16 protein-coding genes are annotated in these 18,311 nt (G+C 69.1%); 9 read left to right on the forward strand and 7 right to left on the reverse strand.

Translation table 11 applies throughout. The annotated features are described in order from the left end of the window. The first annotated feature begins 170 nt into the window (after positions 1 to 170). Genes ACR3IO_RS07580 through ACR3IO_RS07590 form a run of 3 tightly spaced genes read left to right on the forward strand, consistent with a single transcriptional unit; the run spans position 171 to position 2,310 of the window. Positions 171 to 902: a glycosyltransferase family 2 protein gene (locus ACR3IO_RS07580; RefSeq protein WP_434070585.1), complete on the forward strand. Its 732-nt coding sequence runs from the start codon at positions 171 to 173 to the stop codon at positions 900 to 902. Continuing rightward, complete coding sequence (locus ACR3IO_RS07585) at positions 899 to 1,333, forward strand: DUF2304 domain-containing protein (protein ID WP_434070586.1); 435 nt, start codon at positions 899 to 901, stop codon at positions 1,331 to 1,333. The genes ACR3IO_RS07580 and ACR3IO_RS07585 overlap by 4 nt, the downstream gene beginning before the upstream one ends. Continuing rightward, positions 1,330 to 2,310, forward strand: a complete 981-nt coding sequence (locus ACR3IO_RS07590; RefSeq protein WP_434070587.1) for a glycosyltransferase — start codon at positions 1,330 to 1,332, stop codon at positions 2,308 to 2,310. The genes ACR3IO_RS07585 and ACR3IO_RS07590 overlap by 4 nt, the downstream gene beginning before the upstream one ends. A 39-nt stretch (positions 2,311 to 2,349) precedes the next feature. On the opposite strand, the gene ACR3IO_RS07595 is transcribed toward ACR3IO_RS07590, so the two are convergent. Further along, entirely contained in the window at positions 2,350 to 3,618 is a 1,269-nt protein-coding gene (locus tag ACR3IO_RS07595; RefSeq protein WP_434070588.1) for a lipopolysaccharide biosynthesis protein, read from the reverse strand. 13 nt (positions 3,619 to 3,631) lie between these two features. On the opposite strand from ACR3IO_RS07595, the gene ACR3IO_RS07600 reads away from it, so the two are divergent. Continuing rightward, positions 3,632 to 4,432 (forward strand): glycosyltransferase, encoded by an 801-nt coding sequence (locus tag ACR3IO_RS07600; protein ID WP_434070589.1) that lies wholly within the window; start codon positions 3,632 to 3,634, stop codon positions 4,430 to 4,432. A gap of 1 nt (position 4,433) precedes the next feature. Here the strand turns inward: ACR3IO_RS07600 and ACR3IO_RS07605 are convergent, their stop codons facing one another. Both ACR3IO_RS07605 and ACR3IO_RS07610 read right to left on the reverse strand, forming a co-directional pair. Continuing rightward, a complete protein-coding gene (locus ACR3IO_RS07605) occupies positions 4,434 to 5,525 on the reverse strand; it encodes an acyltransferase family protein (RefSeq protein WP_434070590.1) in 1,092 nt (363 codons plus the stop codon). After that, positions 5,522 to 6,661, reverse strand: a complete 1,140-nt coding sequence (locus tag ACR3IO_RS07610) for an NAD-dependent epimerase/dehydratase family protein (protein WP_434070591.1) — start codon at positions 6,659 to 6,661, stop codon at positions 5,522 to 5,524. The genes ACR3IO_RS07605 and ACR3IO_RS07610 overlap by 4 nt, the downstream gene beginning before the upstream one ends. 217 nt (positions 6,662 to 6,878) lie before the next feature. On the opposite strand from ACR3IO_RS07610, the gene ACR3IO_RS07615 reads away from it, so the two are divergent. The 5 genes from ACR3IO_RS07615 (at position 6,879) to ACR3IO_RS07635 (ending at position 13,240) form a co-directional block, all read left to right on the forward strand. Continuing rightward, on the forward strand, positions 6,879 to 9,659 hold the full coding sequence (locus tag ACR3IO_RS07615) for a hypothetical protein (protein ID WP_434070592.1): 2,781 nt from the start codon (positions 6,879 to 6,881) through the stop codon (positions 9,657 to 9,659). Between the two features lie 125 nt (positions 9,660 to 9,784). Continuing rightward, positions 9,785 to 10,648: an ABC transporter permease gene (locus ACR3IO_RS07620; RefSeq protein ID WP_434070593.1), complete on the forward strand. Its 864-nt coding sequence runs from the start codon at positions 9,785 to 9,787 to the stop codon at positions 10,646 to 10,648. Next, positions 10,645 to 11,391 carry an ABC transporter ATP-binding protein gene (locus ACR3IO_RS07625; protein WP_434070594.1) on the forward strand — a complete coding sequence of 249 codons (747 nt, stop codon included), beginning with the start codon at positions 10,645 to 10,647 and terminating at the stop codon, positions 11,389 to 11,391. Before ACR3IO_RS07620 ends, ACR3IO_RS07625 begins: the two co-directional genes overlap by 4 nt. Further along, the gene (locus ACR3IO_RS07630) at positions 11,388 to 12,944 is read left to right on the forward strand and encodes a methyltransferase domain-containing protein (protein ID WP_434070595.1); all 1,557 of its coding nucleotides are present in this window, start codon (positions 11,388 to 11,390) and stop codon (positions 12,942 to 12,944) included. The genes ACR3IO_RS07625 and ACR3IO_RS07630 overlap by 4 nt, the downstream gene beginning before the upstream one ends. Then, positions 12,941 to 13,240 carry a hypothetical protein gene (locus tag ACR3IO_RS07635; RefSeq protein WP_434070596.1) on the forward strand — a complete coding sequence of 100 codons (300 nt, stop codon included), beginning with the start codon at positions 12,941 to 12,943 and terminating at the stop codon, positions 13,238 to 13,240. The genes ACR3IO_RS07630 and ACR3IO_RS07635 overlap by 4 nt, the downstream gene beginning before the upstream one ends. Positions 13,241 to 13,284: 44 nt before the next feature. On the opposite strand, the gene ACR3IO_RS07640 is transcribed toward ACR3IO_RS07635, so the two are convergent. The 4 genes from ACR3IO_RS07640 to ACR3IO_RS07655 are packed head-to-tail and all read right to left on the reverse strand — an operon-like array spanning position 13,285 to position 18,293. Then, positions 13,285 to 14,823: a glycosyltransferase family 2 protein gene (locus ACR3IO_RS07640; RefSeq protein ID WP_434070597.1), complete on the reverse strand. Its 1,539-nt coding sequence runs from the start codon at positions 14,821 to 14,823 to the stop codon at positions 13,285 to 13,287. Continuing rightward, entirely contained in the window at positions 14,816 to 16,759 is a 1,944-nt protein-coding gene (locus tag ACR3IO_RS07645) for a glycosyltransferase (protein WP_434070598.1), read from the reverse strand. Before ACR3IO_RS07645 ends, ACR3IO_RS07640 begins: the two co-directional genes overlap by 8 nt. A 56-nt stretch (positions 16,760 to 16,815) precedes the next feature. Then, positions 16,816 to 17,511, reverse strand: a complete 696-nt coding sequence (locus tag ACR3IO_RS07650) for an IspD/TarI family cytidylyltransferase (RefSeq protein ID WP_434070599.1) — start codon at positions 17,509 to 17,511, stop codon at positions 16,816 to 16,818. Next, positions 17,511 to 18,293 carry an NAD-dependent epimerase/dehydratase family protein gene (locus ACR3IO_RS07655; RefSeq protein WP_434070600.1) on the reverse strand — a complete coding sequence of 261 codons (783 nt, stop codon included), beginning with the start codon at positions 18,291 to 18,293 and terminating at the stop codon, positions 17,511 to 17,513. Before ACR3IO_RS07655 ends, ACR3IO_RS07650 begins: the two co-directional genes overlap by 1 nt. Between the last annotated feature and the right edge of the window lie 18 nt (positions 18,294 to 18,311).

The raw sequence follows: 18,311 nt of genomic DNA on the forward strand, positions 1-18,311 counted from the left end.
GGCGGCGCGCCCGTCTTCCCCGGATTCGACCCCCCCGCGGCGTCCGACTCCGTGGAGCTCGTGCGCGAGATCGGCGATGCCCGCCTGTACGAGATCACGGCGTGCGGGGGCCTCGAATGAGCCTCGATGCGCAAGACGAGGCGGGTGCCGTTGGTATGCTCGACCCCATCATGAATGACTCGCTCGGGCGTGTACTGGTCATCGTCCCGGCGTGGAACGAGCAGGCCAACGTCGGCAACACCGTGCGCGAGATCCTCGGGCGCACGTCCGGGCTCGACGTCGTGGTCGTCGACGACGGCTCGACCGACGACACCGCCGGTGTCGCACGCGAGGCCGGCGCGACGGTCATCGCGCTGCCGTTCAACCTCGGCGTGGGCGGTGCCATGCGCGCCGGATTCACGTACGCCCAGCGTCGCGGCTACGACGCGGCGATCCAGGTCGACGCCGACGGGCAGCACGACCCAGCCGAGATCGGCCGGGTGCTCGAAGGCCTGCAGACCGCCGACATCTCGATCGGCGCCAGGTTCGCCGACAAGGGCGACTACGCGGTCAAGGGGCCACGACGCTGGGCGATGCTGTTCCTCGCCGGCGTCATGTCGAAGGTCGCCGGCACCCGCCTGACCGACGTGACCTCGGGGTTCCGCGCCGCCAACCGCCGGGCCATCGCGCAGTACGTGCGGTACTACCCGGCCGAGTACCTCGGCGACACGCTCGACTCGCTCGTCGCCGCCGTGCACTCGGGGCTCTCCGTCACCCAGGTCCCGGTCGCGATGCGCCAGCGCGTGCACGGCAACCCGAGCCAGAACCCCATCGGAGCGAGCATCTACCTGTTCCGGTCGATCTTCGCGCTGGGCCTGGCCCTGATGCGACCCGGCAAGACCACGGGAGGTCAGACCGCGTGATCGTCTTCTTGGGCATCGCCCTCGCGCTCGTCCTCGTCAGCATCGTCGTGTACATGCTGCTCACCCGCAAACTCCGCGAGAAGTACGCGTTCTTCTGGATCGTGATCGGCCTCGTGGTGCTCGTGCTCGGCATCTTCCCGCAACTCCTCGAGGGGCTCACGCTCGCGCTCGGCGTCCAGGTGCCCTCGAACCTGCTCTTCTCGCTCGCCATCGTGCTACTGCTCGGCGTGAGCCTGCACCTGTCGTGGGAGATCTCGCAGGCCGAGGACGAGATCCGGCGCGTCGCCGAGGAGACGGCGCTCCTCAACACCGAGGTCGAGCGCCTCTCGGCACGCCTCGACGTGCTCGAGCGCGCGGCGCGCGCCGAACGCGCGTCCTCCGATGAGGAGCCCGACGGCTCCCGCGAGCGTGACGAGGACCGATCCCGGTGATCGGCTCGCCGCATGCCGGCATCCACGTGGTGATCTCGGCGTTCCGGCCCGAACCCGAACTGCTCGCGGGCATCCGAGAGCTCGAGGGCCACGTCGCGTCGGTGATCGTCGTCGATGACGGAAGCGGCAGCTCGGCCGATGCGGTGCTCGGCGCGATCGAGGCAGCCGGGGCCACCGTGGTGCGCCTGCCCGAGAATGCCGGCATCGGCGCCGCCCTGAACGCCGGCATCGAGCACGCCCGCTCGCTGGGCGCCGGCCACGTGCTGACGCTCGACCAGGACTCGCGGCTGCCCGCGGCATCCGTCGCCGAGCTGCTTGCGGCCCTCGAACGGGCGACCGCGCGCGGTCACGCCCCGGCCTTCGCCGTACCGGAGATGTTCGCCTCGGTGAGCCAGGTCGCCTCTCGCCACGAGGACGGCACCTTGTTCACGCGCCACTCGATCCAGTCGGGCATGCTTGTGCCGATGTCGACGTTCGACAGGGTCGGCACCCTTCGCGCCGACCTGTTCATCGACCTCGTCGACACGGAGTTCGAGCTGCGCTGCACGACGGCCGGGCTCGTCGGCGTCGCCGCCCGGGGGGTGCGACTGCCGCACTCACTCGGCGCCGCATACGAGCGACCCGCGTGGCTTCGGATCGTCACCTTCGGGCTCGGGCCGAAGGACGTGACCCTCAGCACGCCGTTCCGCTACTACTACCGGGTGCGCAATCGCATCGTCGTCAACCGCGAGTTCCGGCGCACGCAGCGGGCCTGGATCGCGAGGGACACGCTCGTCGAGGTGCTGCACTTCATCGTCGCCGCGACGCTCGCACGCCCGCGACGGGCCCTCTGGCGGCTCTACCGTGCGGCCATCGCCGACGCCCGTGCGCGACGCATGGGCCGCGCCGCCGACCCGGTGCTCGAGGGCGCCTCGACGATCAGGTGGGCGACACCGAGGGTGCGGCGCCTCGACGACGCGGCCGTCGCCGAGGGCTGACGGCCGGTCCGTCCCACCGTCGCCGGTGCACCGGCCGGTTCACCAGCTGCTGGGGGAGCCCTCGACCTCGGCCGTCTGCACGGTCACGGGATGCGGCGCCGGCGTGCCGATCAGTCGGAGACCGGGTACGAGCAGGATCAGCAGCGACGTCAGCTCGGCGGCGGCCACGCCCGCAGCGACCACGGCCTCGTGGCCGTTGAACGAGCCGATCGTCATGATCGTCACGCCGATGACCGAGGCGGTGAGGGTCGTGGCGAGCACGAACCGGTAGCGGCCGTGCGGGATCAGGATGTTGCGGATGAACGGGGTCGCGCTCGAGATGGCGAAGAACGCCACGCCGAACAGCACGCAGGTGAGCGGGTCGGCCGCCACGTCGGCGCCGAAGATGAAGCCAGACGCCCAGGGGCCGAGCACGGCGAGGCCGACCGCACCGAACACGCCGAGCCCGAGGTGGGCGAGGATCGCGGCGCGGTGTCGCCGCACGGGGCTCGTCGCATCGGGTTCGAGCACCCAGGCCTGGAACGCGTTGCCGAGCGCGATCACGGCCAGCACGCCGACCCGGTAGAGCCGGTCGGCCGACGCGAACGAGCTCGCCTGCGCAGGAGGCAGGCCCGCCGTCGCGATCGGCACCGGCGTGGCACCGTAGGCGTTGCCGGCGGCGTCGATGGCCGCGGTCGGCAGGAGCTCGCGGAGCACGCGGAAACCGCGCCCGAGCCCCACACGCGGTCCGGACGCGCCCCTGAGGTTGCGGACCGCGTGCACGGCCGCGGCGGCGACCGTGACCACCGCGAGCACGATCGGGTAGAAGAGCACCGGACCGCCGAGGAGCAGCACCGGCATCGCGGCGAGGGCGGCCAGGAGCTTGGGGCCGGCGTCGTAGAGCATGAGATCGATCGGACGAGCGGCGCCGATGCAGAACCACGACGGCGAGAGCCCGGCGAGCGTCATCGCGACGGCCATCGCGATCGACTCGAGCTTGAACTCCCCGCCGGTCACGAGTGCGGTCGCGACGATCACGAGCGGGATCGCCACGACCGTCGTGATGGCCCGCGACACGAGGCTCTCGCGGAGGATCTGCGCGCGCCCCGGGGCATCGGTCGTGCGCGCGACGCGGACCGGTCCGACGACGCCCCAGCCGAAGAAGACGACCACCATGCCGAGGATGCCGATGGACTGCCCCGCGGAGAAGTCGGCCCAGCCGCCGGGGCCGGTGACGCGGGAGATGATCGGCAGGAGCAGGAACGGGGCGAGGGCCGACAGGATCGGTGCTCCCGTGAATCCGGCTAACCTCAAGAGGACAGATCTCATCGACCGACAGTCTATGTCGCTCGATCCACCGCGATTCACCGGGAGCAGGTTCGGCGTGGAGCATTCGAGACCACGTGTGAGCGTGTGCATGGCGACGTACAACGGTGCCGAGTACGTGCGCGAGCAGATCGACTCGATCCTCGACCAGCTGGCCGATGGCGACGAGCTCGTGATCGTCGACGATGCGAGCCCCGACGACACCGTCACCGTCCTCGAGAGCCTCAGCGACCCGCGCATCCGCCTCACGAGGTCCGCCGTCAACGCGGGCTACGTGCGCACATTCGAGGCGGCACTCGCACGATCGACGGCCGACGTGGTGCTCCTCGCCGACCAGGACGACGTGTGGATGCCGGGCAGGGTCGACGCGATGCTCGCCGCACTCCGTGAGTCCGGGGCGCTCGTCGTGGCGTCCAACCTCGTGGTGCTCGGCACCGACGAGCCGCTGCCCTCCCCGATCACCGGGCGGCCGTGGCGGCTCGAGCGGTCGCAGTCCCGGCAGCATCGTCGCAACGTGCTGCGGATCATGCTCGGCGACGCGCCCTACTTCGGGTGCACCATGGGCGTGCGCCGCGAGGCGCTCCCGCTCCTGACGCCGTTCCCCGACTTCCTGACCGAGTCGCACGACCTCTGGATCGCGATCGCCGCGAACGAGGCGCGCTCGATCGTGCACGTCGAGCAGCCGACGCTCCGTCGCCGGGTGCACGAGTCGAACGCGTCGACGCCACGGCCCCGCGGCATCCGCGCGGCTCTCGGGTCCCGCTGGATGCTCGTGCGAGCCAGAGCCGAGGCGCGACGCCGACTGCGCCGCGCCTGACTCAGGCGGCGGCGGCCCCCACCGGTGCGGGCCGGCCCGGCCTTCGGCCCTTCGCGAGCCGCATGACCGGCCGTTCGACGAGGAACCAGCTGGCCGCCGCGAAGACGGTCGTGAGCACGACGGTCGCACCGATGTACACGGCCATGCCGTACTGGGCGAGGGCCGGCAGCATGAGCAGCTGCTGCATCGGCCACGCGTAGATGTAGAAGCCGTACGAGACGTCGTTCTTCGCGATGAAACGCGGCTGCGGCACGATCGTCGAGAGGTACAGGAGGCCGTAGGCCATGAACGGTGCCGAGAGCTGCCCGCCCCAGCGAGGGATCAGCGCGATCAGCGCGACGGTCATCACGAGCGACCCGATGCCGATCGCCGGGCTCAGGCCGAACCTGGAGATGACGTAGTAGACGACAGCCCCGCCCATGAAGAACGGCAGGAGCCGCATGAGGAGTGCGAAGTCCTCGTTGAGGCCGAGGCGCCGGGCGATGTCGATGTTCGCATAGGCGACGACGCTCAGCACGAACACCACGGTGACGATCACGGGGGAGCGGCGAACCACGGCGAGGGAGCCGAGCAGCCAGATCGTGAGGTAGCAGAGGAACTCGTAATAGAGCGTCCACAGCGAGCCGTTCCACGCGCCCGGATACGGGACGGTCGACAGGGTGCCCGCGATGTCGTAGTGCTGCATCTTCAGGCCCGAGTTGGCCCAGATGAAGTTCAGCGGCGTCGTGGGCGTGCTGAAGAACCCGGCCAGCGTTCCGCGCTCCCACAGCGCCGCGATGGGCGCGAACACGAGCGCCGTGATCACGAGGCAGACGATGAACGCCGGGAAGATGCGGGCGATGCGATGCAGCAGGAAGTCGCCGGCCGAGTTCGTGAACCGACTCGTGGTGATGAGGAAGCCGCTGATCACGAAGAATCCGGCGACGGCCCAGCCGCCGAGGTTCTCGCCCTGCACGCTGGGACCGCCGCCCTCGCCGGCGGTGTACCAGGAGTGGGCGAACAGCACGAGCGCGGCGAGGATCAGCCGGAACATGTTCAGGCTGTTGTTCCTCGCAGGGAACGGGGCGCCGGTGAGCAGACGGGGAGCACTCACTTCAGGAGGTTCCTGGCGGCCATCTCGTCGAGCGAACGCTGGTAGTTGTCACCCTCGACCGGCTCGGTGAGCACCCACTCGACGAAGCGGCGCACGCCCTCGCGGAACTCGACCGTGGCCTCGAGGCCGAGCACGTCGGCGAGCAGGGTGGTGTCGGCGTAGTTGTGACGGATGTCGCCGAGGCGGTAGTTGCCCGAGACGGTGGTCGGCACCTCGGTGCCGAAGGCGTCGAAGAGGGCGGCGACGACCTCGGAGACGGTCGTCGCGACGCCGCTGCCGACATTGATGATGCGTGCGGCGGCGTCGGGCACGGTCGACGCGAGGAACGTGGCGTTGACGACGTCGTCGATGTAGACGAAGTCGCGGCTCTCCTCGCCGTCTTCGAAGATGTTGATCGACTTGCCCTGGCGGATGAGGGTCGAGAAGATCGACAGGATGCCCGTGTACGGGTTCTTCAGCGACTGGCCGGGGCCGTAGACGTTCTGGTAGCGCAGGGCGACCGGCTCGATGCCGATCGTGGGCGCCACCGTCATGATGAGCGATTCCTGCACGTGCTTGGTGATGCCGTACACGGACGACGGGTGGATCGTCGCGGCCTCGGTCGTCGCGACGAGTTCGAGGGGCCCGTCGACACCGGGCTGGTGAACGTCGAAGTCGCCTGCGGCCATCGCGGCGTCGTCGCGGTGCGGCGGGTACACGAGGTCGCCCGTCGGAGTGCGATAGGCGCCTTCACCGTAGATGGACCGCGACGAGGCGATCACGATGCGCCGCACGTGGTGCGAGCCGTTCGCCAGCGCGTCGAGGATCTTGGCCGTGCCGCCGACGTTCGCCTCGACGTACCGGTCGATCTCGTACATCGACTGCCCGGTGCCCGTCTCGGCGGCGAGGTGCACGACGATGTCCTGGTCGACGAGCGCCCTGGCGACGTCGTCGCGCGAGGTGACCGTTCCGCGGATGACCGTCGCGATGTCGCGGATCGAGGCCAGGAGGGGGGAGGTCGCGTCGGGGGCGTCGCCGTGGACCTGGGGGATGAGGCTGTCGAGCACCGTGACGCGGTAGCCCTCGTCGACGAAGCGCCGCGCGAGGCGGCTCCCGATGAAGCCGGCGCCGCCGGTGATCAGAACGTTGCCTTGCATGATGTCGGTGCTCCGGATCGGTCTGGTGAGGAGGGGGAACTCGTGCCGGCATCCGTGGCGGTGACTCCGTGTTCTCCGTCGGACCGGATGGGGCCCCGGACAGTCTATCCGTGGCCTGTCGCGGCCCCCATCCTCGCTTTCGAGGCGCCCGTGCACATAGCATGTGGGGTACTGCCGCCCGTACGGGGGGTGCGGCAGTTGCAACGGGGGTTGTGCAATGGGGTGGAACCGTCTGACGGGAATCCTGGCTTCGCTGAGCCTGCTGGTCGGTCTGCTCGTCGCCCTTCCGGCCGTCTCGGACGTCGGCTCGCAGCCCGCCGCTGCGGCATCCGGGGCCGACTTCGACCCCGGCGACATCATCAGCGACGGCGTCTTCTACGACAGCAGCACCATGACGACCGCGCAGGTGCAGTCCTTCCTGAGTGCGCGCGTGCCGACGTGCCGTTCGGGCTACACCTGCCTCAAGGACTACCGGCAGAGCACGTCCGCCCAGCCCGCTCGCTCCGAGGGCTGCGCCGCGATGGGCGCCACCAGCAACGAGACCGCGGCGTCCATCATCGTCCGCGTCGCCAGGGCGTGCGGCATCAACCCGCGCGCGCTCATCGTGCTGCTCGAGAAGGAGCAGGGCCTCGTCAGCGACACGTGGCCCACGGCGCGCCAGTATCGTTCGGCCATGGGCTACGGATGCCCCGACACGGCCGACTGCGACGTCAACTACTACGGCTTCTTCAACCAGGTGTACAACGCCTCGTGGCAGTTCAAGAAGTACCGCGCGCGCCCCGACCGCGCCTACGTCGCCGGCCGGTACAACACGATCCTGTGGCATCCGAACGCCGCCTGCGGCACCTCGAGCGTCTACATCCGGAACCAGGCGACGGCCGGCCTCTACATCTACACGCCGTACCGCCCGAACGCCGCCGCGCTCGCGAACCTGTACGGCACGGGTGACGGGTGCTCGTCGTACGGCAACCGCAACTTCTGGCGGATCTTCACGGACTGGTTCGGGAGCACGCACGGCACCGAACCGGTGCTCATCAAGGGGGAGAGTACGCCGGAGGTCTACCTCGTCTCGGCGGGCACCAAGCACCACATCACGACGTACAGCGACTACGTCGAGTTCCAGCGCGGGCTCGGCGCCCGGGTCGTCGTCAGCCAGGCGTACCTCAACGCCATCCCGACCGGTCGCGTGGCGACCCTCTTCGTGAAGAACGGGCGCACCGGGGACATCGCGCTGATCCAGGACGGCACGACGCATCACTTCTCGAGTTGCACGCTCGTGGCGGTTTGGGGCTCGAGGTGCGGCGACGGGTACCTGACCGTCACCGACGCCATCTTCACGCGCTTCAAGGTCGGCAGTGCGATGACCAAGTTCGGAGCCGGCCCCGACGGCATCGCGCGCATGCTCGAGCGGCCGCTCGCGATGAAGCTCATCGGCGGCGCGCCCGCGGCGTTCAACGGCGGCAAGGCGCCCTTCCTCGCGCGCATCTCGAAGACGCTGCTCGGCACCTACACGACCGGGCGGACGCTCGCCGCGCCCCACTCGTACATCAAGTCCAAGACGACCGGCCAGATCTTCTACGTCGACGGCCGTGTTCGGCTGCAGCAACTCCGCGACTGGACGTATGCACCCGAGTACGGGCTCGCGAGGACGACGGTTGCGGTCGACGACAGCGTCATCGCCGGGTACGCGCGGGCGGGCGATGTCGGCCTCGTCATCTCGTGCGGCTCGGCGGTCTACGCCGCGTCGAACGGCAGGTTCGTCCAACTGAAGGGCGGTGTCGGGGGGCTCTCTGTCGCACCGCTCTCGGGCGAGACGTGCAGGCTGCTGCCGAAGTCGACCTCGGTCGTCGGCGGACCGCTTTTTCTGCAGGCGAACGGACAGCCAGAGGTCTACCTCGTGCGGTCGGGCAAGCTCCGCCACATCACCTCGCCGACCCAGCTCACCGCGCAGAACGGCGGATCGTGGCCCACGATGGTGAGAGTCGCGCCGACAACGCTCGCCAAGACGCCGATGGGTGGCGCGGCGCTCGACATCGGGACATTCGCGAAGTTCTCCGGCGATTCGACCGTCTACCTCGTGAACGGGTGGCAACTCGTGAACCTGCCCGACTGGTCGGTCGCCGACCAGTACGGGCTCACACGCACGGCGGTCGCCCTTCCGGCGGCGCGTCGCGATGGGTACGGCGTCGCCGCGCGGCCACTGGGAACGTTCGCCAAGTGCGGGCCGACGGACGTGTTCGCGGTCACCGGCGGCCAACGCCAGAACGTCGGCGTGGTCGCGCTCGCCGGCAATCCCTTCACCACGTTGCACACGTCGATCTGCGCGAAGATCCCCGTGCGCACGCCGGCGATCACGGGCCCGCTGTTCCTCTCGTCGGGCTCGAACCTGAGGGTCGCGGTCGCGGGCGGATTCGCCCCCATCTCGGCGGGCGCGATGAAGGAAGCGAACGGAGGCGTCGTACCCGCTCCGTTGGCGGTGGGCGCCGGGTCCCTCGCCGTGCTGCCGAAGCGCGGCGCGCCGCCGGCAGCGGGCACGTTGATCCGCGGGTCGAACGCCAAGGCGGTCGTCTTCGTCGACGGGACTGCGAGGCACGCCCTCCCGAACTGGGGCGTCGCAGCAGACCTCGGCATCTCGAGCCGATACTCGATCGTCCATCCGGCCGAGCCGGCGCTGTTGAAGACGGAGACACCGTCGCTCGGCATCTTCGTGCAGTGCGGCACCCAGACGTACGTGGCATCCGCCGGCGTGCTCAACCGGGTGACCAAGGAGCTGACGGGCGGGTTGGCGGTGACGGTGCTCTCGGATGCTGCGTGCAAGACCCTCGTGCTCACCGGGTTGGACATCCGCCGGGACCTGTACCTGAAGGACGCCTCGAGCGGCGTCGTCTACAAGCCGTCCGGCGGTCGACTCGTCGTGACCGCGAGTGGTTCGATCCCCGCGGGGGCGACGGTGCTGAAGGTCGACGGCCGCACGATCGCGGGCATGATCACCCGGTGAGCGCGGGCCAGCGAGAGTGCGGGCGCGCCCCGTGGGCTGTGGGCTGACAGCAAGGTTTCTCGGCTAGTATGCCGTGGGGCTTCGGAGCAATCGAGGCCTTTTTCACATTCGGAGATCACCATCACATGACATCTGTCGACTTGACGGGGTTCCAGACTCCCGGCCGCGGCCGCGGCGTGCTCGACGTCTTCAACCACGGGTACCTCCTGCGCCTGCTCATTCGCAAGGGAACCGCGACCCGGTACCGCAACTCGGTGCTCGGGTGGACCTGGTCGTACGTGAAGCCCGCCGCGCAGTTCTTCATCTACTACTTCGTCATGGGCGTCGTGCTGCAGTTCCACCGCGACGTGGAGAACTTCGCGATCTACCTCTTCGCCGGCGTCGTGGCGATCAACCTGTTCAACGAGGCCTTCGGCAACGCGACGCACTCCATCGTCGACAACCGCGCGCTCGTGCGCAAGATCTACCTCCCGCGCGAGCTCTTCCCGATCTCGACGATCATCATCGCCCTGATCCACTTCCTGCCGCAGGTGGCCATCCTGCTTCTCGCATGCATCCTCGTCGGCTGGACGCCGACGGTGCTCTCGATCGGCGCATTCGTCGTCGGCCTGGTCATCGTGCTCATGATGAGCCTCGGACTCGGCCTGCTGTTCGGCGCGCTGAACGTGCGCTACCGCGACGCGCAGAACTTCGTCGAGATCATCCGCATGCTCTCCACCTGGGCCTCGCCGGTGCTCTACACGATCGTCATGGTGCAGACCGCACTGCCGGAGTGGGCGTTCCGCATCTACATGCTGAACCCGCTCACGACCGCGGTCGAGCTCTTCCACTACGCGTTCTGGGCGCCGACGACGAGCACACCGACCGAGACGCTCGCCCCGAGCATCGTCGGCGACATCTTCCTCTCACTCGGCATCTGCGCGGTCCTGATCGTCATCGGCCAGCTCGTGTTCCGCCGGTTCGAACGGAGCTTTGCACAAGACCTATGAGCGAAACACTCACGCAGAAGCGCCCCAGCATCATCGTCGAGGGCGTTCGCAAGACCTTCCAGATCCGCCACACGCACTCCATGAAGGAGGCGTTCATCTCGCGCATCCAGCGCAAGAAGGTCGGATCCAGCCCCTACAACGCGCTCGACGACGTGAGCTTCACGGTCGCCGAGGGCGAGTCGGTCGCCGTGCTCGGCTTCAACGGGTCGGGCAAGTCCACGCTGCTGAAGCTCGTGTCGGGCGTGCTCGAGCCTGACGCCGGTCGTGTGCTGACCCGGGGGCGCGTCGCCGGCCTCATCGAGGTCGGCGCCGGATTCCACCCCGAGCTCTCCGGCCGTGAGAACGTCTACCTCAACGCCGCGATCCTGGGCATGAACAAGGCCGAGATCGACGAGCGGTTCGACCGCATCGTCGAGTTCTCCGAGATCGGCGAGTTCATCGACCAAGAGGTCAAGCATTACTCGTCGGGCATGTTCCTGCGCCTGGCGTTCTCGGTCGCGATCCACGTCGAACTCGATGTGCTCCTCGTCGACGAGATCCTCTCGGTCGGCGACGCGCCGTTCCGCAAGAAGTGCACCGAGAAGATCCACGAGCTCGCGCTGGCGGGCAAGACGATGCTCATCGTGAGTCACAACATGGCCATGGTGCAGGAGCTGTGCGAGCGCGGCGTGGTCATCCGCAAGGGCAAGAAGGTGTTCGACGGCCCGATCTCCGAGGCTGTCGAGGCGATGAACGCGAAATGACCTCACGCGTCGCGGTTCAGCTCGAGCCCGAGTGGCTCGAGGGCGTCCGCATCGTCGACGTCCACTTCGACGGTCGTCGCGTGTGGTCGGTCGCGTCGGAGGCGATCCCCGCCGGGCGACTGAGCTGGCCTGCGGCCCTGAAGCCGTACCTCGACGGCCGTACGACGATGACGCTTCACGACGCCGCGACCGGAACCGTCATCGGCACCGAGGAACTCCGCTTCGGTCGTTCACAGGACCGCATCGCGCTGCGCGACGCGGCCGGACGTCCGCTCGCGATGAACAAGTGGAACCGACTCGGACCGGTGTTCGACGGCGGTAACGTCGAGCTGCGCTCCCGACTGCTGGAGAACGCACAGCGCATCGTCGAGGTGCTCGAGGCCGAGGCCTTCGCCGTCTACATCGTCGGCGGGAGCCTGCTCGGCTACATGCGCACCGGCGGGCTCATGGCGCACGACGACGACATCGACCTCGCATTCCTCAGCGAGCATTCGGATCCGTCCGACATCGGTCTCGACAGCTTCCGCATGCAGCGAGCGCTCGAGGCAGCCGGGTACACGGTCGTCCGCCACAGTCTCGCGCACCTCGAGGTCGACTTCTTCGACGCCCAGGGCCATGTGGAGCACTACGTCGACATCTTCACGGGGTACTTCCGCGACGGCCTCTACTGCCAGCCGTTCGCGCTGCGCGGCCCGGAGGTCGTTCGAGAAGACCTCGTCCCCGTGCGACGGGTCGAGGTCGACGGTGTCGAGCTACCCGCGCCCGCTCGCCCCGAGGCATGGCTCGAATACGCGTACGGGCCGAGCTGGCTCGTTCCCGATCCCTCGTTCGTGTTCGAGACGTCGAGGTGGACCAGGCGTCGCTTCGAGAACAGCTTCGGCGTCTTCAACCGCGCGAGGGTGTACTGGGAGAAGCACTTCCTCTCGCTCGGCGGTGCAGCCGAACCGGATCATGACGATCGCGACGCAGTGCTCCGGTGGGCGGCCGCGCTGCCGACCGGAGCACGGGTGCTCGACGTCGGGTGCGGCACGGGCGCGGCGACGAACCTCATCGCGTCATCGGGTCACGAGGTGCTGGGCATCGACTTCAGCCATGAGGCGCTCTCGATCGCCGTCGAGCGAGCGGTTCCGGGCGCTCGGTTCGCGTATGTCAACGTGAACGACCGTCGCGACCTGCTCGCGCTCGGTGCCCGGATGCTCGCGACAGGCGATGTCTGGTACGTGCGCATCGCCGACGTGCTCCACGGCCTGACCATGGCGAACCGGCATACGCTCTTCCGACTGCTCGAGCTCGTGCTCCGGGGCGGGGGCGTGGCCACGGGTACGGTGCCCACGACCCTGCCGTCCGGCTACCGCCGTGGCGACCCGACGAGTTGGCATTACCCCGAGGAGTGGTTCCAGAACGAACTCTCGAACCACCGTCTTCAGGTCGAGTTCATGGAGACCAGCCGAAGGCACACGGCGCACGGCACGCGCGACGAGGTCGCCTTCGTGATCCGACCGATCAACGCTCATCAGTCCGCACAGCCCATGAGAGAAGACGATTCAGCATGAAGCGAATGCTCGGCAGCATCGCCGCAAGAGTGATGCCCCGCACCTACCACAACCTCAAGGTGCTCTCGACGGTGGACCTGCAGAACGACTCGATGCTCGAGCGCATGATCTCGTACGAGACCGAGGTCCGCGAGCTCCGTTCGGAGCTCAATGAGGTGCGTCGCGACAACCGCCGCGTCGTCGAACTCTACGACCTGGTCTTTGCACGGTTGCAGGAGGACATGCCGCTGCGGGCCAAGCCGCTGCCGGCCGACGATTCGGCCGCATCCCACGGGATCGCCGCATCGGACCACTGAGGCGCCGATCTGCACCCCTGAACTGTGCTCCATCGCCGGTTGCGTCACCGCACGTGGAGGCTCAGGTTTCCGTGGATGTTCTCGTAAACGTGCAGGTCCCGCCCGTTCGGGTTCCGGTCGAACCGACCGACGGCGCGGATCGCCCGTTGGTTGACGACGCCGAACAGCTCGTTCCTCGCATTGAAGTCCCACCGGCCCGGTGACATCGGCTGCCCGAATCGGAGCGCCTCGGGTGCGATGAGCGCGACCGAGGTCGCCGTGACGTCGGGGTATCCGGGCTGGGCGTCGACCTTGACCTTCGTCTCGGTCGGCACCAGCCACGTCATCTTGGTGTCCTGAGAGCGGAGGCCGATGCGGGTCGATGCGGCCGCGAGGTCGTCGTCGAGCTCGACGAGGTCGCCCAGCGCATCGGTGAGCGGGCGGGGCAGTGCCCGACGCACATGATCGCCATCGACGACGAGGTCGAGGAAGCCGCCGTGATGCGCCGTCCAGAGCGTCTTCGTCTCGAGGCGGATATCTGCGCCGACCTGAGCCGCGGTGGCGAACGAGACGCCCAGGATGCCGTCGTCGTACGCCGCGAGGGCCTCGACCAGATCGAGCCGTCCGGCCCGAAGGAGGTGCGCTCGGCCGGAGAGATGCCGCGGTAGACGGGCCTGCAACTGCGGATCGAGGAACCCGTCGACCAGTGTTCGGGCATGGGCAAGCACGAGCGCTCGATCGCCGGGGGAGCGGCGCAGGAGGCCGGGGCCGACGGCGGGCAGCACGCGCTCGCGGAACTGGTGCAGGAGGAGCAGGTCGCGCTGCGCGTGCAGCTCCGGTGCGTCCAATGCCGTGGCGATGTGTCGCACGATGCGCTCGAGTGCGACCCACCACTCCTCGAGATCGTCGCCGAACGTCGTCGACGTCGTGTTCTGCTCGCGGACCCAGTGGTAGAACGGCTCATCCGCGCGGATGCTCACGCTGTTCATGGAGCGGGCGACATCGACGTTGAAGACGACGTCCTCCCACAGTTGGCGTCCGCCTTCGGGGAACCGGATGCCGTGATCCCGAAGCAGGGCGGTACGGTACAGCTTGTGCGGGTTCGTCGGCACGAGCGGATGGATGCCACCCCGGACGGTGGCGTCGTCGTAATCGCCGTCGAATGCGTCGAGCGCCCACTTCGCCTGATCGGTACGTGCCTCCTTGCCGGCGAAGACGTCGGCCCTGGTGCGCTCGAGCGTCTCCATCGCGGTTGCGAGCGACAGCGGGTAGAGCTCGTCATCGTGGTCGACGAAGAGCACGTACTCGCCCCGCGCGAGCTCGATGCCGGCGTTCCGCGGCGCGCTGGGCCACCCCGTGTGCTCGATGCGGAGGAACCGCGCGTTGGGCTGCTCGCGGACGAGGCCGGCGATCGCGGCGGACTCCGATGCCGGCGAACCGTCGTCGATGACGAGGACCTCGAACCGTTCGGCCGGCAGCGTCTGGCCGCGGAGCGACGCGAGGAGCCGGACGAACGCCTCGCCCGGCCGGTAGGTCGGGATCACGACGCTGACGAAGACGGTCGATGGCGTTCCGGGCGGCACAGCCCGGGGTGCATCAGCCACGAGCGACCTCCAGCGTCGCGGCATCCGTCCGGACCCGGAGGGTCCAGCCGGGCATATCCGCACCGCGCGCCGAGGCGGCCCAGCGGTAGCGACCCGGGCCGGGCAGCTGGAGCGTGGCGACGACACCCTCGCCGCCGGGCGCGCGGAACTGCGCGGGGAACCTCGTCGGCGGGTGTTCGCGCCGCGCCACCCGTCGGACGAGCCCGGCGACCCCGGAGCGCAGTCCTGCACGCCGGAATGCGAGCAGGACCCAGCCATCGCCGACGCCTTCGCCGGACGCCGCGACGCCCGGCAGCCGGACCTCCACGGTGGTCGCGCCGGCAGGTCTCCCCGTCGGTGCGACGACACGTCCGACCACGTCGGACGGTGTCGCGCCGTCGAAGAGCGAGGCCACCTGCCCGCCGAGGTCGAGGCTGAGGAAGCCGTCTCGATTGGTGTAGGCGACGACAGGCCGGCCATCGACGAGCGAGCCGATCGCGCCGATCGACGACCTGACGCGAGGCTGCTGAAGGCGGCCGACGCGGTTCACGCGGAGGAAGACGTCCCAGACCTGGTCGTCGAGCAGCGGACCCGTGGGCGACCTGCGGACGTCGACGGCGCCATCGGCCGCGACCTGCGCCCGGATCTCGGAGCCGTCGGGGGAGGGGAGGCGGGTGCGCCCGGTGACCTCGCTCGGGACGAGACGGCCGATGCGCGAGGTCCGTCCGCGCACGGCGAATGCCGCTTCGGTCGCCTCGAGTTCGTGCGCCACGTCGTAGCGCGTGGCGAGTTCGGCGGGCTCCTCGTCGAGATGCGCGGCGAGGGCATCGACCAGCTCCGCGGATGCGGCGAGCACGTGCTCGCCGTCGACGCGGAAGGTGCCGCCGCCTGCGAGCCGGCCGGTCGTGGCGACGGTCGCCGCGACGACCAGCCGACCCTCGTGCCACTCGGCCCGGTCGAGCACGGGCGTGCCGAATCGATCCGTGCCCGCGGCCGCGGCGGCGAGCATGATGAGCTCGGGGTCGCCGGTACGCAGCGCGTCGGCCACGGCACGGGCTCCCCGGTCGAGTGCGTCGTCGTCGGCGGCATCCGTGAACCTCGTCTGGAGCCGGCCGGCCCGCTCGATGATGAGCCGGCGTTCCTCGTCGGGCCTGGCGACGAATGCGGGGGAGAACGATCCGAGGACGCGGGTGCCGTACTGGTGACGGCGCAGCTGCGTGCCCTGCAGCGAGTCGCGGCCGAGTCGTTCGACGATCGCCTCGAGGACGCGTTCGAGGTGGTCCCACCAGGCGGGGTCGGACCGACGGAACGTGGTCGAGCCGCTGCCGCCGGTCTGCACCCAGTGGTAGAACGGCACCGACGCGAGCGTGGCGATGGTCTCGGCCTTCGCCGCGACGTCGACATTGAAGAAGATGTCCTCCCAGAGCACGCGACGGCCCTCGGGGAAGCGGATGCCGTGCTCGCGCAGGAACGCGGTGCGGTAGAGCTTGTGCGGGTTCATCGGCACGAGCGGGTGGGCGTCCTCGCGTCCGACATCCTGCGGCGAGTCCCGGCGGTACGTGTCGAGGGCCCACCCGGCGTCCTGCGTGCGCGCCTCCTTGCCGTTGAGCACGTCGGCGCCGGTGCGCTTCGCGTATTCGACGGCGGAGCGCAGCGCGTCGGGGTAGAGCTCGTCGTCATGGTCCATGTAGAGCACGTACTCGCCGGTCGCGAGGTCGGTGCCGACGTTGCGCGGCCGTGACGCCCAGCCGGAGTTCTCGATGCGCTCGACGCGGATGTTCGGCCGCGTCGCCGCGATGGCCCGGAGGCGTTCGACGGTGTCGTCGGGCGAACCGTCGTCGACGAAGACGACCTCGAACTGCTCAGCGGGCAGGGTCTGGGCATCGAGGGAGGCGACGAGGCGGTCGAGACCGGCGCCGGGGGAGTATGTCGCCACGACGACACTGACGAGGGGCATCAGGCGATCCTATCGAAAGGGCGGGGCGCGTTCTGGGCGAGGCCGACCATGTTCGATCAGTCCGAGTCGAGCTGGTGCTCGGCGATCAGCCGTGCGGTCCCGAGGTCTTGCGGGGTGGTGATCTTGATGTTGTTCACGTGCCCCTCGACGATGCGGACCGGGATGCCGCAGAACTCGGCCACGAGGTCGGCGTCGTCGCTCACGCGGGCGTACTCGGACTCGACCGCCGCGCGGTAGGCGGTCTCGAGCAGGTCGCGCCGGAAGCCCTGGGGCGTCTGGCCGAGCCACGAGTGGGAGCGGTCGAGCGACCCCTCGATGAAGCCGTCGTCGCTCACGAGCTTGACCTGCACCGTGCTCGGCATGCCCAGCATGGCGGCACCGTGTTCGAGCGCCGCATCGACCACGCGTTCGACGAGGTCGGGGGTGGCGAACGGACGCACCCCGTCGTGCGTGATCACGATGTCGCCCGTGGTCGCGGCGAGACCCTGCATCGCCGAGAGGTGCCGCTCGGCGCCTCCCTCGACGAGGATCACGTCGAGCCCGGCCTCGTCGACGAGGATCCGCCGGTACTCGGCCTCGTTCTCGCGGCTCACCGTGACGACGACCTCGTCGACGATCGGGGTCATGATGGCCCGCACCGTGCGCTCGATCACGGTCATGCCGTCGATCGTGACGAGGAGCTTGTTCGACCCGAATCGGGTGCCCTTGCCGGCGCAGGTGACGATCGCCGAGACCGTGCGGCCCGCGCGCATCAGCGCACCTCGCGGATGGAGTCGGCGAACGAGCGGATGCCGGCGAGCTCGGCGTCGGCGTCGAGGAGGTAGGGGCCGTCGCCGCCGAACAGGCCGGCGTGCTCGGTGCGCATGTCGCGGGTGTACATGCTCGCGAACGGGTCGGCGGGGCCCGGGTCGTTGCCGGAGATGTCGATGCCGAACGTCGCCGCGACGACGTCGTTGCGCAGCGCGGGCGTGGCGAGGTTGAGCGAGGACAGCCCCGCGTCGAGCGCGATGCCGATGTCGTTCCACAACCGGCGCACGTCGTAGTACTGGAACTCGGCCTCGGGCCGGATGAACTCCACCCGGTAGTCGTTGGCGAGGTCGTAGACGATGCCCTTCTTCAGGCCGTCGCCGTAGAGCTGGGGCAGGCGCACCACGAGGGCGTCGTGTTCTGCGGTGAGCCGCCGCTCCTGATGCAGGCGATTCGCACCGTAGGGAGTGAGCCCGTCTTCGTCGGTGGGCGTCGACTCGACCGGGCTGGTCTGACCCGGGTACACGCAAACGGTCGAGATGAGCACGACCTTGCCGGTCTTCACCGTGGCGAGGCGGTCGGCGAGCGCGTCGACCTCGGCGCGGTCGGCGTCACCCTCCCGATTGATCCGGTGCGAGTCCGCACGGTTGCCGGCGGTCACGAGGAGGTCGAACGATTCTCCCTCGATCTCGTGGATGTTGCGGGAGTTGTACACCTCATCGAAGTCGTGTCGGCTCGCCAGGTTGGAGCCGACGAATCCGGTGTATCCGATGAGTGCGGTTCTCACATCTGCCTTTCGTCGGTG

Origin of the sequence: Agromyces sp. Marseille-Q5079, from assembly GCF_051016555.1 — a bacterium.
GTDB lineage: Bacteria > Actinomycetota > Actinomycetes > Actinomycetales > Microbacteriaceae > Agromyces.